The sequence below is a fragment of the Dyadobacter sp. OTU695 genome (assembly GCF_038440355.1).
GTDB lineage: Bacteria > Bacteroidota > Bacteroidia > Cytophagales > Spirosomataceae > Dyadobacter.
Map to the genome: position 1 here is coordinate 16,018 of NZ_JASATN010000011.1, position 25,438 is coordinate 41,455.

Below are 25,438 nucleotides of genomic sequence, written 5' to 3' on the forward strand. Positions count from 1 at the left end.
TTCCTAAAACACCAGCGTAAACACCGTTCCCTTTCCTACCTGTGACTCGACGTTCAGCTGCCCGTTGTGTTGTTGCAGGATCTGTCGGGAAAGGCTTAATCCAATCCCGGAGCCGGTTTTTTTGGTCGTGTAGAAAGGAATGAAAATGTTCTCCAGTGCCTCAGGTTCGATGCCGTCACCATTGTCGGCCACTTCGATGATGACCGTGCCGTCGACCTGGTAAGCGGAAAGCGTGATGAGCCGGTCGGTCTGATGGGAGAATGCCTCGGAGGCGTTCTTAATAAGATTGATCAACACCTGCTGAATCTGGCTGGCATCGGCTTTTACGGTCAGTAATTCAGGTTTAACCGACAGTTTCCAAAGCACGCCGGATTGCGTCAGTTCGGTTTGAAGCAATTGTAATACTTCCTGCAAAAGCTCGGCGACGCCCAGGTTGGCGAATACGGGCTTGGGCAACGTCGTGAAGTCGCGGTAGGCGTTCACGAACTGCATCATGCCTTTGCTGCGCTTTTCGAGGGTCGATAGCGCTTCTTTCAGATCATTTACAGCCTCCTGGTCGCTTGTAGAGCGCTCGATATCTTCATTCACAATCAGGCGCATGGTACCCACGAGCGATACGATGGGCGTCATCGAGTTCATGATCTCGTGCCGCAGCACCCGGGTAAGGTTTTGCCAAGACTCGACTTCCTGTTGCTGCAACTCAGTTTGAATGTTCTGCAAAACCACAATTTTGACCCACATCCCACGGAGTTGAATGGCGGCTGCCTGCAAAGCGAGCGGCTGGTCGCTGGGCGTGCGGTAAAGTTCGCGCACCCCGGTATCGAGGTCGGAAATGAGTTCGTACAGGCGTGGATGCTTGTCTTTAAGCTCGATCAGCTGGTGCAGGCGGTAAATGCCCAGCATACGCAATGCGGCGTTGTTGATCAGGTTTACCTGGCCGTTGGCGTCGAAAGTGATAAGGCCCGTTCCGATGTGCTGGACAATGGTGTTCAGGTATTGCAGGTTCGCCTCTTTCTCTGCACGCGCCTGCCTGAATGCCAGTAAGACTTCATTGAACTGCTGGTTGAGTTCCTTGAACGTGCGGCCCATTTTGTTGTCGGACCGGAAGTTGATAGTAAAATCCGAATACCGTACGGATTCGAGGAAATAGGTCAGCTTGCGGTTGACATTCGTAACATACTGGTACAGCAGCGAGCCTTGTATGAATATGAAAATGGTGCCCAGAATGTACACCAGCGTTTCATTGGTGTGCTTGGACGCGAGCCATGCGAGGGCAACGACACTCAGGACAATTATTGCTATCCTGATCATAATCATAATACTGAAATGCCGGAGTCCGATCATGCGGGGAAAGCGGAATAGGGTCGGGGGTTAGTTTTCGGTCACACTTTGCGGCACGCCCGACATCTCGTTCAGAATGTACTTTTCGAGCGAAGGGATCTTGTAATGTGCCATATTAAACTTTTTATCTTCAAAAACTTCCGCCGCAGGTACCGAAATCGTGATCATACCCGCCGCGTGGGCTGCGCGCAGGCCAGCGTGTGAGTCTTCAAAAGCAATGCATTCTTCGGGCAAAACACCCAGTTTCCTGGCAGTTGTCAGGTATACGGCCGGGTGAGGCTTGGTGTGTTCTTCCAACTCGCCCGAATGCCAGGTGTCAAAATAGTCAATAATTTCGAGTCTTTTTAATACGCCTTCAATGAGCTCCATATGCGAAGCCGAGGCAACCGCCAGTTTCAGCCCCTCCTTTTTCAGTTCTTTGACCAAAGCAATGGCGCCGGGCATTGCTTCGGCACTTGCCAGAATGTCGTGATGCGCCTTTTCCAGTATTTCCATTTCCAGCTCTTCGAAAGTTGGCGTGTTCCAGGGCTGGATTTGGTGACAGAAATCGAGAAATAGCTTGATAGATAAGCCGGTACTTTGAAGGCGAAGCGCGTCGGTGATTTCAAAATTTACTTTTTGCATGACAGAACGGGCCGCTTCCGTCCACATCGGTTCGGAGTCGATAAGCAAGCCGTCCATGTCGAAAATTGCCGCTTTGATCATGATCAGGGGAGTGTATGGATTTTTGATAACCACCCAAAACTACTACATTCGTCGGTCACGAAGAAGGACCTTTGGTGAAAAGGGACGAACGGGATGAAAGGGACGAAAAGGAGGAAGGGGATGAAAGGGAGGAAGGGGATGAAAGGGAGGAAGGGGACGAAAGGGAAGAAGGGGACGAGAGGGAAGAAGGGGACGAAAGGGAGTGCATTCAGTTTCCCCTTTTCCTTCCTCCCTTTCCTCCTTCCTCCCCTTCATCCCATCTTCCTTCCTCCCATTAAAAAGCAACAACAATGGCTATTCAGTTACAAGCAAATCTGGAAAAACTGCGCGGCTCGGCTCCGCTGGTTCATAACATTACCAATTTCGTTGTAATGAATTTCACCGCCAATGCATTACTGGCAGTTGGGGCGTCGCCCGTGATGGCGCACGCGGTGGAGGAAGTAGAGGGGATGGTTTCGATTGCGGGAGCCCTGGTTATCAATATAGGGACGCTTTCCGGCCATTGGGTTGAGGGAATGAAGCTTGCCATGAAAAGGGCGGCCGAGCTCGGCAAACCTATCATCCTCGACCCGGTAGGCGCTGGTGCGACGACGTACCGGAACAAAGTGCTTACCGAACTGCTGGAAACGGCGCCGCCGACCATTATCCGCGGCAACGGTTCGGAGATACTCGCATTGGCGGGCGCAAATGTTCAGACGAAGGGCGTCGACAGCACCACGGATTCCGTCGATAGCATCGGCGCCGCACAGGCGTTGAGTGTGCGCTTCGGCTCGGTTGTAAGCGTGAGCGGGGCCGTGGATGTGATCGTGTATGGCGACCGCACCGCCTGGGTTTCGAATGGAGTGCCTCTGATGACGAAAGTGACAGGTATGGGATGTTCCGCATCCGCCATTGCGGGGGCTTTCGCGGCAGTTTGCAACGATCCGTTCGAAGCTGCTGTTTCGGCTGCGGCTACCATGGGTGTTTGCGGGGAACTGGCATACCGGAATGCGAAACTGCCCGGTTCGTTTCAGATTGCGTTTCTGGATACCTTAGCGGAGGTGAGCCCGGCACATCTGGCCGAATTGAGCAGGGTTAAGTTTGAATAACTGTATTTTGAAATGCATATAAATTCAAACCTCGAACTGTATTTGGTAACCGACGAGGCTGCGTGCCTTGGCCGCGACTTTTACTGGGTCGTGGAAGAGGCCGTGAAGGGTGGTGTTACAATGGTGCAATTGCGGGAGAAATCGCTTTCGACCCGCGCATTTATCGATCGTGCAAAGCGTTTGAAAAGCCTTTTGGAAATTTATAATGTGCCATTGATCATTAATGACCGCGTGGATGTGGCTTTGGCCGCGGATGTAGACGGCGTTCATATCGGGCAGAGCGATATGCCTTTTCAAATGGCCCATCGTTTGCTTGGCGAGGGGAAAATTATTGGTTTGTCGGCGGAAAAGCAGCCCGATGTGCTCGAAGCGGAGCATTGGAACCTGTCGTATCTTGCTGTAAGCCCATTGTTTGCTACGCCTACCAAGACCGACATTGAAAAGCCCTGGGAGATTGAAGGGTTGCAATGGGTGCGGCAGCAAAGCCGACATCCGCTGGTGGTCATCGGTGGGCTTCATGCGGGCAATGTCCGCGAGGCAGTAATGAACGGCGCAAGCGGCATTGCGGTAGTATCGGCGATTTGCAGCGCACCGTCGCCGCGAGAGGCTGCGAGGGAACTTAAAACAATTGTTCAGGAATCAATGTTATGGCCGGCCAAGACTACTTCCTGACAACACCTGACCTTAAAAAACATTCATATGAACCGCTACCCAACTGTACTTACCATTGCCGGATCCGATAGCGGAGGTGGCGCAGGCATCCAGGCCGATCTGAAAACGATTGCCGCACTGGGAGCCTACGGGACTTCGGCCATCACGGCACTTACTGCCCAGAATACCCGGGGCGTAAGGGCCATACACTCCGTGCCGCCCGCTTTCTTGCAGGAACAGTTGGAAGCTGTTTTTGAAGATATAACCATTGATGCCGTTAAAATCGGTATGGTTAATACCGTGGAAGTAGCACTGGTGATCGCGCATGCGCTCGATCGTTTCCGGCCGCGTTTTGTGGTTTTCGACCCGGTGATGGTGTCTACCAGCGGATCGAAACTCATTCAGGACGAAACGGTTGCGGTGCTATGGGAAGAGCTTTTTCCCCGCGCGGATCTCATTACTCCCAACCTCGACGAGGCTGAAATACTAATCGGCGGCAAGATCCGTACCCCGGCAACCATGAAGGGAGCAGCGATTCAAATGGTCGAAAAAGGATGTAAGGCCGTGTTGTTGAAAGGTGGTCACCTCGTAGCGCCGACAATCTACGACGTATTGGCGCAGAGCGGGCAGGCGCCGCTGATCCTTGAATCGGACTATATTGAAAGCCGGAACGTACATGGTACGGGCTGCACATTGTCGTCGGCCATCGCCACATACCTGGCCAGGGGCTATTCGCTGGCGGAGTCGATCATTTTCGCGAAGGACTACATTGCCGGTGCTATCAGGGAAGGCAAAGACGTCGTTACAGGTCATGGTCCCGGTCCGCTGAATCATTCTTTTTCACCACTTTCCATGCAGATTCTTTCATGAAATTTACTGATTTGCTCTGGGCCGAGGCGCTACCCATCTTTGAAAAAATACAGCAGCATCCCTTCAATCAGGAGCTGAAAGAGGGCACATTACCGCTCGAGAAATTCAAATTTTACATTTACCAGGATTCCCTCTACCTCGCTGATTTCGCGCGGGCCCTGGCCGTAGCGGGTACAAAGGCCGGTAACAGCCACGAGTTGCTCGATTTCCTTCAATTTGCTCAAAATGCCATTCTCGTAGAACGGGCATTGCATTTGGGGTACTTCAAGGAATATGTCATCGACTACCAATCGGGTAAAGCGCCAGGCTGTTTTGCCTATACCAATTATCTGATGGCTACCAGTGCATTTGAATCCTACGAAGTGGCGGTCGCCGCGTTGCTTCCCTGCTTTTGGATTTATAAACAAATCGGTGACTATATCTACGCCAACCAGGCCACACCCAATTCCTATCAGAACTGGATTAATGCTTACGCAGGAGAAGATTTCGCCCATTCGGTGCAAAAGGCGCTGGATATCTGCAACCAACTCGCCGAAAATGCGTCGGAAATCACGCGAGCCAAAATGATTGAAGCTTACGTAACCGCTTCGCGCCTCGAATATGTTTTTTGGGATAGCGCATACCAATTGGAGGAATGGCCAGCCTAAGGGGCCACGCCGCCCACCAACAACTATTCCTGACTACTTTTGCCCCCTCCTGACTACCCCTGACTACTCTTGACAGTCCCCGCCTACCACCCATGACGACTCTTGACGATCATTGACAATCCCGAACGTTACCCAGCCGCCAGAAACACCTGTGTCCCAAAAAAATTGTCATAACTTTTAGGGTACCTCATTGCTGAGTTGTCAGAATTACAAAACAACCAGCCATGAAAAAATTTATCCTGACCATAATGGCCGGGGCCGTGAGTGCCCTGGCCATTGCCCAACCTGCCCAGACCGTCAAAGGACGCGTCGTCGATACCGAATCGCAGCAACCGGTGATCGGAGCTAATGTGATCGTGACTACGGTGACACCCATCATCGGCGGGGTGACTGATACCGAGGGGAATTTCCGCATTGAGAAAGTGCCCGTCGGCCGGCATTCGTTTAAAATCACCAGTATAGGATATGACGATGCATTCGTGCAGGAAATTAATGTCGGCTCGGGAAAAGAGGTCGAATTGAATATCAAGCTGACGGAATCGTTCCGGGCTCTGAATGAAGTCGTTGTAAAAGCCCAGAAAGAAAATGGCGCGCCTTTAAATGACATGGTAAGCGTGAGCGGCCGCTCGTTCACGGTGGACCAGACGAAGCGTTTTGCCGCATCTGTGAACGACCCGGCACGGATGGCGATGTCGTTTGCCGGCGTAGCGGCTACCGATGATGGCAGTAATCAGCTCATCATCAGGGGGAACAGCCCGAAAGGAATGTTGTGGCGGATGGAAGGCGTAGAAATCCCGAACCCGAACCACTTCGCGCAGGAAGGGGCGAGCGGAGGAGGTATTAGTGCATTGAGTGCCAACGTGCTGGGTAACTCCGACTTTCTGACGGGCGCCTTTCCCGCAGAATACGGTAATGCAACATCCGGTGTTTTTGACCTCAAACTCAGAAAAGGGAACAATGAAAAACGTGAATATGCAATGCAGGCCGGGATTCTCGGGCTCGATTTCGCCGCCGAAGGTCCCATTGGCACCAGGGGCGGTGCTTCTTATCTGGCCAATTACCGCTATTCTACTCTTTCCGTGCTTAATAAGATCGGGGTTAATCTTAATGGCGATGCTTCGATCGATTTTCAGGATGGCGCTTTTAAGGTATATATTCCTTACGACGATAAAGTGGTGGTAAGCGTCTGGGGCTTAGGGGGCATTAGCACGTCAAAGGTTAATGATGATGATTTTAAGGAAACTTTCAAGTCTAACCGTGGAATGGTTGGCGTGAACTATCTCCGGTATATCAATAGTAAATCCTACATGGAGAGCATTGTTTCGTACTCGGCGACAAGCCAAACCGGGGATTTTTATGACAAAAATATCGACGCAACTTACCAGCAGAAATTTGTAAACCAGGTACTTAGGCTCTCCTCTTTATACAACTACAAACTCAATGCGCGCAATACGGTGCGTTTGGGGGTGGTTATCAATCATATGGATTTTAACCTCTACGATAAGGATAATGAGGACGGTCCCTATGAAATCAATGTGGACAGGAAGGGGAATACCCAGCTGTTTCAGGCCTATGCGCAATGGAAGTCGCGTCTAACACCCACCGTTACTATGAATGCGGGTTTGCATGGTATGCTGCTGGCACTGAACAACCGCTATTCGATCGAACCGAGAGTGGGCCTGAGATGGGCGGTTGCCCCGCGTTCGACGGTTAGTTTCGGGGCAGGTTTGCATAGCAAGACAGAATCCATTTCGACTTATTTTGCCCAGGTAAAAGTGTCGGACGGTAAAACTGATTTATTGAATAAAAACCTCAAACTGACCAAATCAGCCCATTTTGTAGCAGGATATGAATTCAGGCCGTCGGCGAGTTGGCGGGTGCTTGCAGAAACTTATTACCAGCACCATTATAATATCCCGATCGGCCCTGTGAACACGACCACGCCCTATTTGCTCCACAATTCGCAGTTGAATGAGATCAGCGGTTTTGTGAGCGATTCACTGACGAGCGATGGAAAAGGAAGAAGTTATGGTTTGGAATTGACTGTCGAGAAATCGCTGACCGCCGGCATTTATCTGATGAGCACGACTTCGTTGTATCAATCCAAATACACTGGCCGCGACGGTATCGAGCGCGACAGCCGCTTCAATGGCAATTATGTGCAGAACTTCCTCGCGGGTAAGGAATGGCGGGTCGGCAAGAGCAAAACCAACATATTCGCGGCAAATATCAAGCTTCTTGCCGCTGGCGGTAACCGTACCACGCCGATCGATCTGGAAAAATCAAGGGAAAAGAGCCGCACGGAACGGGATTGGTCGCGCAGCTATTCCGAGCAACTTCCTGCCTATTTCCGTGGCGACCTGCGTGTGAGTTACACCAAAAACAAAAAGCGCACAACCTCGACCATTTCGCTCGATATCCAGAATGTGACCAACCGGCTGAATGCATTCGACCGCTATTACAACAAGAAGGAGGACCGGGTGAAGCTGATTACCCAGACAGGTATGCTGCCGATCCTGAATTACCGGCTGGAATTCTAGGTGCTCTTTGGAACGGTTGTTTTATGAATTCTGGCTCAAACCAAAATTTCAACGGATCTAAAAACAACGGTTATGGAAAAGGATTTTGAAGATAATCAGGCCATTAAGAAACTGAAAACGCTGGCTGAGGATATCCGGTTCTGTATGTACACGACGTACGAGGACGGCCGGATCGTATCGCGGCCGATGACGACGCTGGACATCGACGCCGAAGGTAATGTGTGGTTCTTCACCAGCAGGCATACCGGGCTTGTGAAAGATGCGCACCGCGGCGATCCCGTAACATTGATTTACTCAGACCCTAAAAACAATACTTATCTGAGTGTGTCGGGCACAGCCTCGATCGTGGAGAGCGAACGCCGTAAGGAAGAACTGTGGAATCTGATGTCGAAAGCCTGGTTTCCGGGTGGAAAGGATGATCCGGATCTGGCAGTTCTCAGGGTTACCACACAAGAAGCTGCTTATTGGGATAGTACTTCTTCCAAAATGGTCGTATTCTTTTCGATGCTCAAAGCGGTGATCACGGGCAGTACACCGGATGGAGGGGATCATGGCAGGTTGAATCTGGTGTAGATGTATATATTGAATGCAAAAGAGGCGGTCGGGATTCCCGATCGCCTCTCTGCTTTATAAAAGGCAGACGCCTTTACTCTACACTTGCTTCCTCGTTCACATAGGCCTCTGCCAGTTCGGTGAGCTTGTGATCAGTTTCACCTTCCTGGTCGAGCGTTAGTTGCAGCATATCGGCTACGTCGTTGTGGCCCAGCGTGCGGGCGATGTTGCGTAGGGTACCGTATGATGCCATTTCGTAATGTTCCACTTTCTGTGCGGCCATAATCAGTCCACAGTCGCGTACCATCGTGCCTTTGTCGGTATTTTCCAGGATTTCGTTTGCTTCTTCGATCAGCCCTTCCATTGCCGCACATTTTTTGGCCTGTGCTTTTTCGCCGATCAGCCCGAAAATCTCTTCCACGCGTGCTGCGTGTTCTTCGGTTTCAGTGGTATGCTGTTCGAATGCGGCTTTCAGCTCGTCCGATGTGGTATTTTTAGCCATTTTCGTGAGGGCCTTCGCCAGGTTCTTTTCAGCCCAATAAATGTCTTTAAGACCATCTACAAATAATTCTTTCAGCTTATTGCTTTCCGCTTCGGTGATTTTCTTAGGACTTGTTTTGCTTTTTGTCGCTTTCATGATCATAAAGTTTTAATGGTCGTGGTTTTGTTGAAGTGATGGCGATCGCCATCCAGTTGCGGCATTGTTTTTAAAAATCCATACCAGCAGCCCAATCCCGTTTGCGGCAAGTCTGTGGCCCATCCTTGAAGATATTCCTACACATATACGTGGGGCGCGGGCCTGAAAGAAGTGGGAATACTTTTTTAAGCCAGCACGATAAATCATCTGACATCATGAAACAACGGAAACCATTTAAACCGGTCATCATCATCCTACTCCTTGCCGCTGTCGCCTTCGGGGTTTGGTATTTCTTCAAAAAGAGTAAGCCCGACGCCGTTACAGGCCTCAAACCACATGTAGAAATGAGCATTGCGCACATTAGCGATGTGACGGACAGTACGATCAAAATGAACCTCAAAATGCTCGTCAACAATCCACTGCCGGTGGGCATGCATTTGAAAAACATCAACTATGTCGTGAAAATGAACGGCACGACGATCGTAGAGGACCATTACGATCAACCATTGGAAGTAAATGCAGCCGACAGCTCATTGCTGACATTACCCGCCAAGGTCAAGATCAAAAAACTCCGTATCGAAGGCGACGATCTGGCGGCAAAAGGACAGGATAGTGCCGAGTATCATTTCAAAACCATCCTGCATTTTGAAAAGTCGTTTCTCGGCAAGGATTCACTGGTACTCGAAATGGACAAACGGCTGCCGCTCTACCGCCTTCCCATGATCAAATTGGCGGGCTATGATTTCAAAAAGCTGGGGCTAAAAGAATCGGACATTGTCGTAAAAGTGGAAGTTACCAATCTCAACCCGTTCTCACTGGAATTTCAGGATCCACGTTATGCCATGGATCTGGGAAAGCAAAAGCGCTTTGCCGAAGGAGCTGTGACGGGTATCACGAAGGTGAAATCCAAGAGCAAAGACATTTACGAAATTCCTTTGTCTGTAAGCCTTGGAAAAGTGATCAAAGCAGGGGCTCAGATGATCGGCAAAGGGAAGGAACTGCCTTTTACATTCTATTTCAAAGGTAAGATCAAGTCGGAGAGCGAAGTTTTAAACAATAGCGATATCAACCTCGTCATGGACGGAGAATTGAAGGATGTGGAGGCTTTTCAGAAGAATTTGGGCAGGGAATAGAAAACCCGGGCAATGTGAAGTTGCCCGGGTTAATGCCGGTTAAACAGTTACTGTTTGTCGAACCAGATCGTCATTTCATTCGCACCGCGGTTGGCCCATGCGTAGTAGGGGATCAATGTAATGTTCTGCTCTTTTGTTTTCAACACATTAATACCACCGAGTATTTCTTTTTGATAGGAAGGCGTAAATTCCTGTGTGCCGGATATTTTAATGGAAAGTGCTTTTCCACCATTGTCATGGCCTTCCGCGCAGTAAAGTACCGGCCCGCGCTCGATCGCGACCTTGCCCTGGTTGCTTTTCAGCTTTTCATTGGCGATTACCTTGCGCACGGGCATGTCCAGCACGAGTTCGATCACATCTCCCTTTTTCCAGGTACGGTTCAATTTCAGGTAGCCGTTTTCAATGGTAGCTTCCGTTTTTTTGCCATTGATAATCAGGTCTGTGGGTTTGGTCAACTTGTCTTCATAACTATATAAATCACCCGGAATGGCCTCACCTGTTGCCCAGCCAGGAATGCGGATATGGAGCGGGAATGCGCTGCTCTTTTCCGGGTCTATCTGAATGCGGATATTTCCCTGCCATGGATATTGCGTCTGCTGGGTAATCTGAACCGCCGTGTTCGGAAGTTTGATGTCCGCTTTTGTATCACCGAAAAGATTGATAACTAATGTATTACCCTGCGTTGCATACATATAGGCAGGCATCGAAGGCAGGAATCGCGAGACATTGGTAGGGCAGCAAGCGGTACCGAACCATTCGTGCCGTACCGCCCCGGAGCCTTTGTTGAAATCATTGGTGCCGTTGGACGACATTGGATTGACATAAAAGAATGTATTGCCCTTTACACCCATTCCCCCCAGAAAACCATTGTAAAGTACTCGCTCGAAGACATCCATATATTTTGCCTCGCCGGTCAACAGGTACATTTTATGGTTCCAGAGCATGTTCGCGATCGCGGCGCAGGTTTCTGCGTAGGCATTGTCGTTGGGCAAAATGTAGGGTTTATCGAATGCTTCGCCGTCCTCCCGAGCGCCCATTCCGCCCGTTACATATTGTTTTTTAAATGTCGCATCGTCCCAGATAGCGTGCACGGCTGCATCATTTTTCGGGTCGGGTTGCAGACTGAGCAGATCGGCTACGCCCGTATACAGGTATTGTGCGCGCACCGCGTGCCCTACCGCCTCGCGCTGGCGCACGAAGGGAACCTGGTCCTGGAAATAGGCGGGCCCCAGCTTGTGCTCGTCGAGGAAGAGGGTGCGCTTGTCGGAACGGCCGCGCATATCGATGAAGAATTTCGAAAGGGCAAGGTATTCGGGCTTGCCTGTGACGCGGTAGAGGCGGATCAACGCGAGTTCGGTTTCCTCATGGCCAGGTACCACCACTATTTGTCCCGGTTTTGGACCAATGGTTTTGACCAGATGGTCGGCATTTTTGATAGCGATATTCAGCAATGTTTTTTTACCGGTGGCCTCATAATGTGCTACGGCCGCCTCGTAAAGGTGGCCCACGTTGTAAAGTTCATGGCTTCCGTTTTCGAACGAATAGCGGTAGGGACCGGCGATCCAGTCGTAGGAACCGGTGGTATCCTTATTAATGGTCCTGATGGTATAGAGATACCCGTCGGGCTCCTGTGCCGCCGCAAACAGCGTAATCAGCGAGTCGAGGTAATGGTCGAGTTTCGGGTCGTATTGATTTTGAAGTACATAGGAAGCGCCTTCCACGACTTTGAAAACATCAGAATCATCAAAGCGCGCGCCTTTGAATACCCCTTTCTTTAATCCGCCAGCGACGGCAAAGTTGTCGAAGCGCCCCGATTCCTCGCATTGATGCAATGCATGCGGGATGGTCACCGCCCGGGCGATCTCAACGCGATCATGCCAGAAACCAGCGGTGGTTGTAACGTTTTTCAGCGGAACGGGTTTGATGCCGCCGGTTTGTGCAAATAGGATGTGGGTAAAAAGAACGAGGATGAATATAGGAAGCGATTTGGTCATCGGAAGTACAAAGTTGGAATGCTGTTGAGCTTTTAATCAGATCTAAACCCAAAAAACATGCCAAGTTTGTACTTCCGTACGGCTTGATACTGCTTAGAGGCCGTATTTTTCCATCCGTCGGTAAAGCGCTGCGCGGCTGAGACCCAGCTCACGGGCTGCGTCGGTGATGTTTCCATTGAAGCGTTTCAAGGCTTTGATGATCATCGTTTTTTCCATGTCTTCGAGGTCAAAACCGGTTGCGGTGGCAGGCTGCCCGGCCGAACTTTTGAGGAAAAGATCATCAGGTTGCAAGGTTTTTTCCTGTGAAAGGATCACCGCACGCTCCACGGCGTGTTGCAGTTCCCGGATATTGCCCGGCCAGTTGTACTGCTGCATTTTCTTGACCAACGCATTGCTGATATCGTTGACGGGACGGTTATACTTTTTGGCGTATAGTTTGAGATAATATTCGGCCAATGCACTGATATCCTCGGGCCTGTCGCGCAAGGGCGGTAGTTCGAGTTCGATGGTATTGATCCGGTAAAGCAGATCCTGGCGGAATACCTTGTCGGCTACCATTTTTTCGATATTCATATTCGTCGCGCACATCAGGCGGACGTCCAGCGCAATGGGCTTGTTGGAGCCGACACGGGTTACTTTACGTTCCTGAATGACCGTCAACAGCTTGGCCTGCAATGGCAGTGTCAGGTTACCGATTTCGTCGAGGAAAATGGTGCCGCCTTTGGCTTCTTCAAACCGGCCGGCGCGGTCTTCTTTCGCGTCCGTAAATGCCCCTTTCACATGACCGAACAGTTCGCTTTCAAACAATGTCTCGCTGATCGCGCCCAGGTCGACGGCTACAAATGGCTTGTCCGCACGTTTGGAATGCTGGTGAACATGCTTGGCGAGCTGCGTTTTGCCGGTACCGTTTTCTCCTAATATGAGCACATTAGCGTCGGTTGCCGCCACACGCTCGGCGGTCAGCAGTACCTGGCGCATGCTATCGCTGGTGGCTACTATGGCATCGGATGCAGCCTTATTGTTGTTTTTCTTGCTATCGTCCTTGGATTTCTCTTCCTGAACCGGTACGATCTTGTCTTTGCCGCCTTCCAGGGCCGTGCTGATCGTCGCTAGCAGTTTGTCATTTTCCCAGGGTTTCAGCACAAAATCGATCGCTCCGGCCTTGATCGCGCGGATAGCCATTTCTATGTCGCCGTAAGCGGTGATCATAATCACCTTTGCAGCCGGATTGATGTCCAGGATGCGGTCGAGCCAATGGAATCCTTCACGACCGCTGTTGACGTCGCGGGTGAAGTTCATGTCGAGCAGGATCAGGTTGTAATCGCCGTTGGTGACGAGGAATGGCAGTTTTTGGGGATTCTTTTCTATGTCGACCGCTTTGGCGTGCCGTTTCAGTAAAAGTTTGGCGGCACTGAGCACGTCAACATCGTCGTCGATAATCAGGATTTTGGCTTCTGATAGTAGCATGGCTGTTCTTTCTTGTGGTGCGCAGGCGGGTTAACACTGCCGGATAAGGACTTAACGCAATTGTTTGTCAAGATAAGGACGCAATTTCAAATATTATTTCCTAACAAGCTAAAATGTCACTATTTTACCTTAAAAACGCCCTAAAAGCGGCTTGTCCGCGCCCGAACAAACTTGTCCGATAACGAACATTATTCCCGGTGTTCTGAATTTAAATTATATTGATTTTCAGATGATTAGATAGCGTTGTTTTCTTTGGCATAGTGATTGGACTATAAAAGCCAAATACAAAGGCGAACTCAATCACTAGCATATAATGGAAGTTAAGACACCTAACTCGACAAGCAGCAGCAACGGATTTTCCGGAGGATCAACAATGGACCGAGTCAAACCCAAGAAATTCTGGAATACCAAACGCATCAGTATTATTGGCGGTAGCGTTTTGCTGGTATCATTTCTGATCTATCAGTTCTTTTTTGCCGATAAAAGAAGCAAGCTGAATGTGGAGCAGGATAAACTGACAATATCGACAGTCCAAAAAGGCAAATTCGACGAATTTATTGTTGTAACCGGGGTGGTTCAGCCACTTAAAACCATTCAGCTCGATGCGATCGTGGGTGGTTATGTGACCGAGAAACTGGTTGAAGGCGGTAATATGGTGAAGCAGGGCGACGTGCTGCTCCGCCTCGAAAACCAAAATCTGAAGCTGAGCTTTCTCCAATCGGAAACAGAGGCAAGTCGCCTGGTAAACGATCTTCAAAATACACGTCAGAACTTGAAAGTGGCGCGTTTTACGCTGCAAAAGACGTTGAGCGACCTCGATTTCCAACTCGATCAGGCGAAAGATGCACACGACCGTAACGTGAAGCTCTATAAAGACAAGGTCATTCCGGAAGCGGACTACCTGAAAACGAAGCGTGAATACGAAAAGCTGGTAAGACAACGCGAAATCGAAATTGAATCGCAGAAATACCAGGAAGAAAATGCCAAAATGCAGATTAACCAGCTCGAAGGAACTTTGGCCAGCACGCAGAAAAACGTGAGCCTGTGGCGCCAGACGCTCGACAACCTCGTCGTAAAAGCACCGGTATCGGGCCTGTTGTCGTCCATGAATATAGAAGTCGGTTCCAACATCAGCCAAGGCCAGAATATCGGCCAGATCGACGACCTGAATGGTTTCAAAATGCGTGTCAGTGTGGATGAACACTACTTGTCACGGATTTTCGTCGGGCTGAGTGGCTCCATGGAGTTCAACGGCAAAGACTACGGTTTGAAAATCATCAAAATATATCCGGAGATTTTGAGCGGACGTTTCGAAGTGGACATGAAGTTTGACAACGGCGCTCCCGAGCTGGTAAAAAGAGGTCAGTCTGCACCGATCCGTCTCCAACTCGGCCAGCCTTCACAGGCAACATTGCTCCCGGTGGGCGGTTTCTTCTCGGAAACAGGCGGAAACTGGGTGTATGTGGTAGGCGACGGCGGCAAGCGTGCTTCGAAACGTAAGATTACGCTAGGCCGTAAAAACCCTGAATATTTCGAAGTACTCGAAGGTCTGCAACCCGGTGAGAAGGTGATTACCAGCTCATATGAGAACTTTGGGGATAACGAGGTGTTGGAATTTTAATTGGGAAGAAAGGGAGGATGGAGGAAGGGGAGGAACGGTGAGTGGGTGAGCTTAGAAGTTTGTTTCTCTTGTTTTGATCAGGTTTTGAATCATCGCGGACAGGAGGCGGCTTTTGGAGATAAGTTCTGTTCCTTTTTCCCCGCTTATCAAACCCGTTGCCATGGCGATGTAAATTTGGGTTCTTAGTTCACCGGAAGATCCTTTTGCAATTCTTAAAAAACGTATAAACTCTTTGTTAGAATGACGCTCGAAACCCTCAGCAATGTTAGACGGAACCGAAACCGCGGCTCGGCACATCTGATCTTTGAGACTAAAATCACGGCAAGCGTCGAGCGTTTGATAAACATGGATGGATAAGTTGATCCCATCCTGCCAAATTTTTAAATCTTCAAATTTTTCAACTTTTGACATAACTAACAGGATTGATGAAAGATAAGGGCAATAATAACCATTTTCCCCTTCCTCCTTCCTCCCTTTCCTCCAAGCCTTTAAAACAATGATCAAAATCAGCAACATGCACAAGGTGTTTTCTACGGAAGAGGTAGAAACAACTGCCCTCAATGGGATTGACCTGGAAATTAAGGATGGCGAATTTGTGGCTATCATGGGACCTTCCGGTTGTGGGAAATCGACTTTACTGAACATCCTCGGATTGCTCGATAACCCGAGCGAAGGTTCGTATGAATTTTACGGCACGGAGGTAGCGAAAATGTCGGAACGCCAGCGTGCGCAGATCCGCAAGGGTAACATCGGTTTCGTGTTCCAGAGCTTTAACCTGATCGACGAACTGACGGTTTATGAAAACGTGGAGCTGCCGTTGCTTTACCTCAAAACACCTCCCGCAGAACGCAAGGAAAAAGTAGAGGCTGCGCTTACCCGTATGAACATGATGCACCGCCGCAATCACTTCCCGCAACAGTTATCAGGTGGTCAGCAGCAGCGTACCGCCATCGCCCGCGCCGTGGTTGCCACGCCGAAGACTATTCTGGCGGATGAGCCGACGGGTAACCTTGACTCCAAGAACGGAGAAGAAGTAATGAATCTGCTAAGCCAGTTGAACGGTGCCGGAACGACGATCCTGATGGTAACGCACTCGCCTTACGATGCCGGTTTCGCACACCGGGTAGTGAACTTGTTTGACGGCAAGATCGTGACTGAGAAAATACATGTTTAGAAATCCTCCGGCTATTGACGACTAGCGCGGCTTTATAGCAGGAACCTTTGACGCGGGGCAGAGGCCCCCTTGAATGCAATGTGGAGTCCCAGACCGGATCCCCCGGCCGAAGCTAGTTTGAACAATATGCCAAATCTAACCATGAAGAAAATCTTAACCATCCTTTTGGCCGGCGCAAGCACGCTGGCCATTGCCCAGAAAAGGGCTTACCTGAGCAGAAGCATCGATGACGACGGCAGAAAGCTGTCGATAAAAATTTCCGGAACGCTGGACGGCAAAGAGGTCGATATCGATAAGACGTTCGACGTAGATGGCATGAGCCAGGAGGACCGCGAGGCATTACGCGATAAGGTATTATCATCCATTGCCGAGGGAAATCTGGAATTACCTGCCCCGAAAGGCGTTTGCAAGGAATCGGTTGCCGTAGCTTCGCCTTCACCTAAGCGCAAGCCCAAACCATCGGCGCCTCCTGTTGCCCCTAAACCTTCGGCCGACGAATGGTCGGATGATGGCGTATCCGATGAAGGTCCGGAAACAATGGCATTCTCTTCCAATGAGATGAATGCTGAAATGATTTCCTCGGGCAAAGGTTTTATCAAAGAACCCGCTTCAAAGTATCCGAAAGATTTTTCGAGGCACGTGCGCTACAATTCCGAAACGGGCGAGATGTTTATCAAATACAGGTTTACAAAGGATGGCGATGAGTATATCTACGAAAAGACCGTGAATGCCGCCGAAAAATCGGAAAAAGAGCGCCAACGGATTATCGAAAAATTTGAATGCGAAATGGGCTTGCCGGGAAACGGCATGGAAATGTAAAAGCTTGAATTAATGCTAAAAAACTATCTGAAAATTGCCTGGCGGAATCTGCGTAAACACAAGTTTTACACGTTTCTAAACATATTCGGTTTGTCGCTTGGGCTGGCGAGCTGCCTGCTTATCACGCTTTATGTGGTCGACGAGCTGAGTTATGACCGCGCATTCGCGAATGCCGACCGTATTTTCCGGGTCAATGCGGATATCCGTTTTGGCGGAGCTGATATGTCGCTCGCAGTAGCGCCCGATCCTTTGGCATTTACCCTGAAAAAGGACTATCCTCAAATCGAGCAGGTAGTGCGCATGCGTGAAAACGGCAGCCAGCTCGTACGACGGGCGGATGCAGCTGAGAATTTAAAGGAAGAGCGCGTTTTCTTCGTCGATTCTACATTCTTCAATGTCTTCTCCGTACCTCTTTTGCAAGGTGACCCCAACACGGCATTGCATAATCCGCAAACTGTTGTGCTCTCGGAAACAGATGCCCGGAAATATTTCGGAGATGCTAACCCGATGGGTAAGGCGTTGATGGTGGATAACAGCGTTACGTATACCGTTACGGGTGTTATGCAGGACATTCCCGCACAGTCACACATGCGCGACCTGAATATGTTGCTTTCCATGAGTTCAACAGAAGAAAGCAGAAGTAACGCCTGGGGTAGCCATAATTTTAATACTTATATCCTGTTCCGTGAGGGAGTTAATGCAAGGCAGTTTGAGAAAAATTTCGAAACTGTTTTGCAAAAGTATACTTCCAAATGGATCAAGACCTTTCTGGGCTCCACGCTGGACGAGGTCAGGAAATCGGGCAATTACCTCGTTTATACATTAATGCCGCTTACGGATATCCATCTGCATTCGGATCGCACGGCGGAGATTAATGCAAACGGCAACATCCAGTATGTCTACATTTTCGGTGTAGTCGCTATTTTTCTGCTGGCCATTGCCTGCGTCAATTTCATGAACCTCGCCACGGCGCGCTCGGCCAACCGGGCAAAGGAAGTGGGCGTACGCAAGGCATTGGGTTCGGAACGGTCGTCGCTGGTGAGCCAGTTCCTGACTGAGTCGGTAATGCTGAGCTTCTTTTCTCTCGTTCTTGCGATGCTGATCGCCTACCTGGCGTTGCCGTTATTCAACAATCTGGCCAGCAAGCAAATCCAGTTCCCAATCACGAATATGTGGTTCTGGTCTGTCACGCTGCTTACCGGCAGTATAGTAGGCGTGCTTGCGGGAAGTTATCCTGCATTTTTCCTCTCGGCATTCCAGCCACTGAAAGTTCTGAAAAATACGATCGAGCTTGAAGGGAAGGGAAGCGGTTACCTGCGGAATGCGTTGGTAGTATTCCAATTCGTCATTTCTGTAATGCTGATTGTCGGTACGGGCGTTATTCATCGGCAGCTCAACTACATTCAAACCAAAAAGCTTGGATTCAATAAAGATCAAATGCTGATTGTGAACGATGCTTATGCATTGGACAACCAGGTAAAGGCATTCAAAGAGCAGGTTTTGCAGCTACCCAATGTGGAAAATGCCACGGTTACCAGCTTCCTGCCGACACCTTCTTCCCGCACGGACCACACGTTTTTCCCCGTTGGTCAGATGCAGCAGGACAAGGGCATCAATATGCAGAAATGGGCTGTGGACTACGATTTTGTGAAAACAATGCAGCTCAAAATGGCCAACGGCCGCGCTTTTGAAGAAACATTCCCGTCGGACTCTACAGGTATTGTCATCAACGAGGCCGCAGCAAAAGTGCTGGGCTATGCGGATCCGATTGGTAAGAAGATATTTGGTTATGAAGACGCGGCATTAACGAAACGGGTCGACAACACCATCATCGGAGTCGTGAAAAATTTCCATTTTGAATCGCTCCGGAAGAATATCGGTGCATTGAGCCTTATCCTTTCCAAAAGCTCGGGCTCCGTAGTGTTCCGCATGAAAGGCGGGGATGCACAGCGAACAGTAGAGCAAGTGGAAGCACTCTGGAAGAAAATGGCGCCCGGCCAGCCATTCAATTACCGGTTCATGGACCAGGATTTCGATAACGTCTATCGCAGCGAACAGCGGGTAGGGCAGATATTTATCACTTTCGCCACCATTTCCATCATTATTGGTTGCCTGGGTTTGTTCGGCCTGTCGGCGTTCACAGCCGAGCGCCGCACGAAGGAGATCGGTGTACGCAAAGTGCTTGGAGCGAGTGTCGCCAATATTGTAGCCCTGCTTTCCAAAGAGTTTATCAAGCTGATTGTCATAGCCATCGTTATCGGCAGTCCGATCGCCTGGTTTGGGATGAACCACTGGCTAAGCGACTTCGCTTACCACGTCGACCTGGCCTGGTGGATGTTCGCCGCGGCAGGATTGCTGGCGATCGTTATCGCATTGCTCACGGTAAGTTTTCAAAGTATAAAAGCTGCGCTGATGAACCCGGTGAAGTCTTTGAAGTCGGAGTAGGTTATTGGAGTTCGAGGTAGGGATTGATAATTGTCAGTTGATGTTCAACAACGAAGTCATGTTGAAAATCCTCTGAATAAAGAATTTCGCAGCCCGCCAGTAATGCAGATGCGACAATAATGCTATCAAAGACTTGAAAGTCATATTTGATCACAAGATCGCGTGCTTTGAGCATGATTTCATGATCCATGCCGATAATCGTACAATCCTCAGTTAATGTAATGCAGTGATCAATCAGAATTGCCTTAGGTGGACGTAACAGCCGGTTTAATACATTGACATACTCTGAAATAACCTGGCTCGATATGACAGGTAAATTCCGGACAATATACTTTGAGATCTCGTTTTTAAAAGTTGGTGTGTCTTCATGAAGGTAAATAAGAACATTCGTATCGACAGCAATTCTATTCGTCGTAGTTATTTGCTTCATTCCTATCAAATTTCCAGTTAGTAAGGTCTACTTTCAGGTTAGATAAGGAATCGTTGATTTTTTTCATTCTGGCATCGGTATCGACAGGAATTGAGGAGCCGACTTCAACAGCAGTCACCTCAATTTGCTTTCCAACCATTTCCTTCGGCAGTGTTAGAAGGTATGAGTCAGTAGCAGGGACAATAATTTTTCTGACCAATTCCATAGTGTCTGAATTTACTGTTAGTCAAATATATCAAATAACATATTGTGGAACCTATTTATTCCATAACCAATGAACAAACGGTATGCTTAAAAACTATCTGAAAATCGCCTGGCGGAATTTGTTGAAAAACAAGATGTTCAGCTCGATTAACATCCTTGGGCTGGCGCTCGGAATGGCCTGCAGTTTGCTGATTATGCTTTGGGTGCAGGACGAAATCAAAATGGACCGGTTTCATGAAAACGACGCCCGGCTTTATTCGGTCATGGAAAACCAGCATTATTCCGGGGAGATCAACACCTACGCTGCTACGCCCGGGATTCTGGCAGAGCATATCGTGAAAGACATTCCGGAGATTGAAAAGGCCAGCCAGATACTTTGGGAGGTTCAACCGGTTTTGAGGGCTGGAAATGTATTTGACAATGAAAAGGGCCGCTATGTGCAGGGCGATTTTCTGTCGATGTTTTCGTTTAAACTCAAACAGGGAGATGCCCGGACAGCCCTCAAACGCCCCGACGGCATTGTGATTTCCCAAAAACTGGCCGACAAATACTTCAAAGGCCAGGACCCGATGGGAAAAGCGATGCGCGTCGACAATAAGGACGACGTTGTGGTTACCGGGATACTGGAAGAGATTCCGCGGTATTCGTCTATGAAATTTGACTTCATCATGAGCTACGACCGCTGGCTCAAAGGTGCTGCCTGGGCAAAGGAATGGGGCAATAACGGTCCTCGCTGCGCGGTATTACTGGCAAAAAATGCTGATATCAACAAGGTCAACGCAAAGATCAGGGGTTATATCAAAACCAAAAATAAGGACAGTAACGTCGATCTCTTCCTGATCAATTACGGGGAGTCGTACCTGTATTCAAACTGGGAGGCGGGCAAGCAGAACGGCGGCCGCATAGAGTATGTGCGGATGTTTACAGTTGTGGCGGTATTTATTCTGATCATTGCCTGCATCAACTTCATGAACCTGGCCACAGCCCGTTCGGTGAAAAGGGCGAAAGAGGTGGGCTTGCGCAAAGTGGTAGGCGCTTATAAGACAAGCCTGATCGCGCAGTTTATGGGTGAGTCGATCCTGATTACGCTGCTTGCGCTAGTGGTCGCGATTGCGATTGTATTTGCATTGTTGCCTGGTTTTAACTCCCTGACCGACAAACAACTCTCGCTCGATTTTCTGGACCCGGCATTTCTACTCCTGCTGCTGGTACTGACATTGATCACAGGCCTTGTAGCCGGAAGTTATCCTGCATTGTTCATGTCGTCGCTCAACCCGGTCACGATTTTGAAAGGTGCATTGAAGTTCAAGCCGACTGCTACTTATTTCCGGCAGGGACTGGTGGTATTTCAGTTCGGATTGTCGATCCTGCTGATCCTTTCAATGATCGTCATTTACCGACAGATAGATTATATCCAGCATAAAAACCTCGGTTTCAGTCAGGAAAACCTGCTTTACATTCCTGATATCGAAAATACAATGAGTACTAATTTCGATGCATTCAAGCAGGCGCTCGAAGCAGAGCCAGGCATCAAGTCGGTGGCGCGCTCACAGGCGAGCCCGCTGGCATACGGCAGCTCTACGATGGGCGTAAACTGGCCCGGCAAGGACACGACCAAGCAGTTGCTTTTCAACGTGAACCCGGTGGGCTTCAATTTTATCGAAACGATGGGTGTCAAGCTGATCGATGGCCGCGATTTCAGCCCTGCATTTGGAACGGACACTTCCAATTACCTGGTGAATGAAGCGGCTGCGAAGAAGATCGGCTACAAGGACCCTGTCGGCAAGGAACTGACCATGTGGGGTAAAAAAGGCAAGATCATCGGTTTGATGAAAGACTTTCACATCGGCTCGCTACACGTGGCGATCGAGCCTTTGATTATTAGCCTTCAACCTAAAAAAGAGGCATGGGGAGTAGGTATGGTACGTGCGGAGGCAGGGAAAACAAAACAGGCGATCGAAAGCCTCGAAAAGGTTTTCAGACGGTACAACTCTGGCGTGCCGTTCAAATACCATTTTGCGGATGAAGAATTTGGTAACCTGTACAAAGCCGAAACGGTTGTCGGTAAGCTCTCCAATTACTTTGCATTTCTGGCCATTTTTATATCCTGTCTGGGGTTGTTCGGCCTGGCAGCATTTACCGCCGAGCAGCGGACGAAGGAAATCGGAGTGCGCAAGGTACTGGGAGCCAGTATTTCAAATGTAGTTGGGATGCTGTCGGCTGATTTCCTGAAACTGGTAGGCATCGCCGCTATCATTGCATTCCCTGTCGCCTGGTATTTCCTGAATGGTTGGCTTGAAAAATATGCCTTCCGGATCGATATGGAATGGTGGTATTTCGCAGTCGCCGGTGTGGCCGCCTTGCTGATAGCACTGCTTACGGTGAGTTTCCAGGCGATCAAGGCAGCGCTGATGAACCCGGTCAAATCATTGAAATCGGAATGAAAGGAGAGGGAGAAAAGGGAGGATGGAGGAAGGGGAGGAAAGGAGGGATGTACCCCTCTTGGTAACTTCCCTTCCTTCCCTTCCACCCCTTCCTACCTTTCCTCCCTTTTCTCCCTTTTCTCCTAATAAATAGAGCCATGCTAAGAAACTATTTTAAAATCGCTGTCCGAAATCTGACGAGAAACAAGGTTTTCTCGGTGATTAACATTGCAGGATTATCTCTCGGGCTTACCTGCTGTATGCTCATTGTCCTCTATACCAAGGACGAGGTGAGTTTCGACCGCTTTCAGAAGAACAGGGACCAATTGTACCGGATAATGGTCACCCACTCGGACGAGCACGAAACCCGCACATTCGGAAGCACAAATGCGATCCACGGGCCGACATTCAAGCAGGACATTCCGGAGATCAAAGAGGTGATCCGGGCTCAGAGCAATTCTTTTGTTATTAAAAAAGGTAATGAGGTACTGAAAGAGGATGTACTGTTTGCGGACGCACCTTTTTTCTCCGTTTTCTCGATGCCATTGCTTTCCGGCGATCCCAAGACGGTGCTGTCGGATATTCACTCTATCGTTCTGAGCGAGGATCTTGCTGAAAAATATTTTGGCTCAAAGAATGCGGTGGGGCAGACGATGAACCTGAAAATCGGGGATGAATTTGAACCGTTTATAGTGTCAGGGGTAGCGAAGCGCTGTCCTGAAAATTCATCTGTTCAGTTCGATGCCGTGTTGCCTTTCGCATATCAGGAAGCAAAGGGCTGGACAGATAGCGAATGGATGGGTTTTTATATGAATACTTTCATTTTGCTGCATGAAAAGGCTGATTATCATGCGGTAGTGAATAAGATGAACCAGGTTTCGAAAAGCAAAACAATTGTCGAGCCTGGTAAGGAGAAGGATCAAAACCAGTTCGTCTTCGGCCTGATGCCTTTTCTCGATATACATTTACAAAGTAACAACGGCGACCTGCGTAATGGCCTGGACCACGCCAGTAGTCCCATCTATTCATACATATTGTCGGGTATCGCCATTTTTATTTTGCTGATAGCCTGCATCAATTTTGTAAACCTCACCGTGGCGCGTTCCCTTAACCGGGCGAAGGAGATCGGCGTACGGAAAGTGGTGGGCGGCTTGCGGAAACAGCTGATTTACCAGTTTCTGGGCGAATCATTTTTGCTTTCGTTCCTCGCATTTGCCCTGGCGGTTGTTTTTACGCAAATAGCCTTGCCGGTTTTCAATGAGCTTGCCAACAAACGACTGGCACTTTCGTACTTGCTCGATACCGGCCTGGTGTCCGGTTATGTCACATTGTTTTTCATGACGAGCCTTGTGGCGGGCATGTATCCTGCGCTGGTACTTTCGGGTTTCAGCCCGGTCCAGACGCTTTACAACCGCACGAAGCTGACACAGAAGAACTATCTGACGAAAGGACTTGTCATCTTCCAGTTCGCATTGTCGGTGTGCCTCGTCATTGGCACCATTGTGATTTATTCTCAATTCAAATATCTGACTAACAAAGACCTGGGTTATAACGACGAAAACCTGATGAGTTTTAATTTGGGCCGTGGTCGTCCGGACAAGGAAGTAATGGGGGTTGTTCAAAACGAATTGAGGAACACGGCCGGGGTAGCCTCTGTGGCGGCATTCAATGGCAACTATAACAGTACCGGTGCCAAAATCGACGGGCATGAGATCGGCTTCGGCTACATTGGTGTGAGCGATGAATTCCTGAGCACATTGCAAATACCGGTGCTGAAAGGGCGGAATTTCTCCAAGAGCTTTTCTACTGATCCTGAGGAAGCTATTGTGGTTAACGAGGCATTCGTGAAGCGCGCAGGACTGAAAAATCCGATCGGGCAGGAGGTGAATTTTGAATGGAAGAATAAAAAAATGAAGATCATCGGCGTGATTCGTGATTATCACTACGCGTCTTTAAAAGATACCATCAGTCCGTTGGTACTGACCCAGGACCCGAACTATCGGCTCGGCACCATCTTCGCGAAGCTCGATAGCAAGGATGTTCCGGCGACGATCAAGGCCATTGAGAAAATTTTCCGGAGCCATATCAAAACCCTGCCTTTTGAATACAAATTCGAAGATGAAGCAAACCTGAAGCGTTACGAATCCGAGGCGAAGTGGAAGCAGATGATCACGCTCGCTGCGGTATTGTCGATTTTTGTTTCCTGCATCGGCCTGTTTGGCCTGGCCACATTCAATGCCGAAATGCGGGTTAAGGAAATTGGCATCCGTAAAGTTCTGGGCGCGTCCGTCGCCAGCATTACTACGTTGCTTTCGATGGATTTTGTCAAACTCGTCATCATCTCGATCATCATCGCTTTGCCGATTTCCTATTATGGCGCCAATATGTGGTTGCAGGATTTTCCTTACCGCATCCCCATGTCATGGTCGTATTTCGCCGTGGCAGCCGTGTTAGCCATTGCGATCGCGGTGCTCACGGTAAGCTACCAAAGTATCCGGGCTGCAATGCTGAATCCTGTTAAATCTTTGAGAACGGAGTAGATGGAGAGGGGAAAGGGAAGAAGGGGATGAAAGGGAGGAAGGGGATGTAGGAAATATACATCCTCCCTTTCCTCCTTCGTCCCTTTCCTCCTTCGTCCCTTTCCTCCTTCGTCCCTTTCCTCCTTCGTCCCTTTCCTCCTTCCTCCCTCTCCTCCCT

General features: G+C 49.4%; 21 protein-coding genes. 13 read left to right on the top strand and 8 right to left on the bottom strand.

Translation table 11 applies throughout. The features are described 5' to 3' along the window. Positions 1-3: 3 nt before the first annotated feature. Both AAHB90_RS19730 and hxpB read right to left on the bottom strand, forming a co-directional pair. Complete coding sequence (locus AAHB90_RS19730) at positions 4-1,317, bottom strand: sensor histidine kinase (protein WP_342087096.1); 1,314 nt, start codon at positions 1,315-1,317, stop codon at positions 4-6. Between the two features lie 54 nt (positions 1,318-1,371). Continuing rightward, a complete protein-coding gene (gene hxpB, locus AAHB90_RS19735; protein WP_342086921.1) occupies positions 1,372-2,046 on the bottom strand; it encodes a hexitol phosphatase HxpB in 675 nt (224 codons plus the stop codon). Between the two features lie 290 nt (positions 2,047-2,336). On the opposite strand from hxpB, the gene thiM reads away from it, so the two are divergent. The 6 genes from thiM (at position 2,337) to AAHB90_RS19765 (ending at position 8,415) form a co-directional block, all read left to right on the top strand. Continuing rightward, positions 2,337-3,134 carry a hydroxyethylthiazole kinase gene (gene thiM / locus AAHB90_RS19740; protein WP_342086922.1) on the top strand — a complete coding sequence of 266 codons (798 nt, stop codon included), beginning with the start codon at positions 2,337-2,339 and terminating at the stop codon, positions 3,132-3,134. Between the two features lie 12 nt (positions 3,135-3,146). Beyond that, the gene (gene thiE, locus AAHB90_RS19745) at positions 3,147-3,806 is read left to right on the top strand and encodes a thiamine phosphate synthase (protein ID WP_342086923.1); all 660 of its coding nucleotides are present in this window, start codon (positions 3,147-3,149) and stop codon (positions 3,804-3,806) included. A 27-nt stretch (positions 3,807-3,833) separates the two neighbouring features. Further along, complete coding sequence (thiD, locus tag AAHB90_RS19750) at positions 3,834-4,655, top strand: bifunctional hydroxymethylpyrimidine kinase/phosphomethylpyrimidine kinase (RefSeq protein ID WP_342086924.1); 822 nt, start codon at positions 3,834-3,836, stop codon at positions 4,653-4,655. Continuing rightward, entirely contained in the window at positions 4,652-5,302 is a 651-nt protein-coding gene (gene tenA / locus AAHB90_RS19755; RefSeq protein WP_342086925.1) for a thiaminase II, read from the top strand. Before thiD ends, tenA begins: the two co-directional genes overlap by 4 nt. Positions 5,303-5,526: 224 nt before the next feature. Next, complete coding sequence (locus AAHB90_RS19760) at positions 5,527-7,842, top strand: TonB-dependent receptor (RefSeq protein WP_342086926.1); 2,316 nt, start codon at positions 5,527-5,529, stop codon at positions 7,840-7,842. Positions 7,843-7,914: 72 nt separating this feature from the next. Next, complete coding sequence (locus AAHB90_RS19765; RefSeq protein ID WP_342086927.1) at positions 7,915-8,415, top strand: pyridoxamine 5'-phosphate oxidase family protein; 501 nt, start codon at positions 7,915-7,917, stop codon at positions 8,413-8,415. A gap of 73 nt (positions 8,416-8,488) precedes the next feature. Here AAHB90_RS19765 and AAHB90_RS19770 read toward each other — a convergent pair whose 3' ends face one another. After that, positions 8,489-9,031 (bottom strand): YciE/YciF ferroxidase family protein, encoded by a 543-nt coding sequence (locus AAHB90_RS19770; RefSeq protein ID WP_342086928.1) that lies wholly within the window; start codon positions 9,029-9,031, stop codon positions 8,489-8,491. Between the two features lie 215 nt (positions 9,032-9,246). Here AAHB90_RS19770 and AAHB90_RS19775 point away from each other — a divergent pair, with 215 nt between their 5' ends. Beyond that, positions 9,247-10,164 carry an LEA type 2 family protein gene (locus tag AAHB90_RS19775; protein WP_342086929.1) on the top strand — a complete coding sequence of 306 codons (918 nt, stop codon included), beginning with the start codon at positions 9,247-9,249 and terminating at the stop codon, positions 10,162-10,164. A gap of 47 nt (positions 10,165-10,211) precedes the next feature. On the opposite strand, the gene AAHB90_RS19780 is transcribed toward AAHB90_RS19775, so the two are convergent. Together AAHB90_RS19780 and AAHB90_RS19785 are read right to left on the bottom strand one after the other, a co-directional pair. Next, the gene (locus AAHB90_RS19780; protein ID WP_342086930.1) at positions 10,212-12,158 is read right to left on the bottom strand and encodes a glycoside hydrolase family 127 protein; all 1,947 of its coding nucleotides are present in this window, start codon (positions 12,156-12,158) and stop codon (positions 10,212-10,214) included. A gap of 93 nt (positions 12,159-12,251) precedes the next feature. Further along, on the bottom strand, positions 12,252-13,625 hold the full coding sequence (locus AAHB90_RS19785) for a sigma-54-dependent transcriptional regulator (RefSeq protein ID WP_342086931.1): 1,374 nt from the start codon (positions 13,623-13,625) through the stop codon (positions 12,252-12,254). Positions 13,626-13,998: 373 nt separating this feature from the next. Here AAHB90_RS19785 and AAHB90_RS19790 point away from each other — a divergent pair, with 373 nt between their 5' ends. Further along, positions 13,999-15,246, top strand: a complete 1,248-nt coding sequence (locus AAHB90_RS19790; protein ID WP_342086932.1) for an efflux RND transporter periplasmic adaptor subunit — start codon at positions 13,999-14,001, stop codon at positions 15,244-15,246. 51 nt (positions 15,247-15,297) lie between these two features. On the opposite strand, the gene AAHB90_RS19795 is transcribed toward AAHB90_RS19790, so the two are convergent. Further along, the gene (locus AAHB90_RS19795; protein ID WP_342086933.1) at positions 15,298-15,657 is read right to left on the bottom strand and encodes a four helix bundle protein; all 360 of its coding nucleotides are present in this window, start codon (positions 15,655-15,657) and stop codon (positions 15,298-15,300) included. An 85-nt stretch (positions 15,658-15,742) separates the two neighbouring features. On the opposite strand from AAHB90_RS19795, the gene AAHB90_RS19800 reads away from it, so the two are divergent. The 3 genes from AAHB90_RS19800 to AAHB90_RS19810 all read left to right on the top strand — a co-directional run bounded on the left by AAHB90_RS19800 (position 15,743) and on the right by AAHB90_RS19810 (position 19,684). Then, positions 15,743-16,420, top strand: a complete 678-nt coding sequence (locus tag AAHB90_RS19800; protein WP_342086934.1) for an ABC transporter ATP-binding protein — start codon at positions 15,743-15,745, stop codon at positions 16,418-16,420. Between the two features lie 141 nt (positions 16,421-16,561). Beyond that, a complete protein-coding gene (locus tag AAHB90_RS19805; protein WP_342086935.1) occupies positions 16,562-17,239 on the top strand; it encodes a hypothetical protein in 678 nt (225 codons plus the stop codon). A gap of 12 nt (positions 17,240-17,251) precedes the next feature. Then, positions 17,252-19,684: an ABC transporter permease gene (locus tag AAHB90_RS19810; protein ID WP_342086936.1), complete on the top strand. Its 2,433-nt coding sequence runs from the start codon at positions 17,252-17,254 to the stop codon at positions 19,682-19,684. A 1-nt stretch (position 19,685) separates the two neighbouring features. Here AAHB90_RS19810 and AAHB90_RS19815 read toward each other — a convergent pair whose 3' ends face one another. Together AAHB90_RS19815 and AAHB90_RS19820 are read right to left on the bottom strand one after the other, a co-directional pair. Beyond that, positions 19,686-20,114: a PIN domain-containing protein gene (locus AAHB90_RS19815; protein ID WP_342086937.1), complete on the bottom strand. Its 429-nt coding sequence runs from the start codon at positions 20,112-20,114 to the stop codon at positions 19,686-19,688. Then, the gene (locus AAHB90_RS19820; RefSeq protein WP_342086938.1) at positions 20,089-20,319 is read right to left on the bottom strand and encodes a hypothetical protein; all 231 of its coding nucleotides are present in this window, start codon (positions 20,317-20,319) and stop codon (positions 20,089-20,091) included. Before AAHB90_RS19820 ends, AAHB90_RS19815 begins: the two co-directional genes overlap by 26 nt. Positions 20,320-20,401: 82 nt before the next feature. Between AAHB90_RS19820 and AAHB90_RS19825 the strand changes: the two genes are divergently transcribed. Both AAHB90_RS19825 and AAHB90_RS19830 read left to right on the top strand, forming a co-directional pair. Further along, positions 20,402-22,762 carry an ABC transporter permease gene (locus tag AAHB90_RS19825; RefSeq protein WP_342086939.1) on the top strand — a complete coding sequence of 787 codons (2,361 nt, stop codon included), beginning with the start codon at positions 20,402-20,404 and terminating at the stop codon, positions 22,760-22,762. 137 nt (positions 22,763-22,899) lie between these two features. Next, a complete protein-coding gene (locus AAHB90_RS19830) occupies positions 22,900-25,281 on the top strand; it encodes an ABC transporter permease (protein WP_342086940.1) in 2,382 nt (793 codons plus the stop codon). Positions 25,282-25,438: the final 157 nt, after the last annotated feature.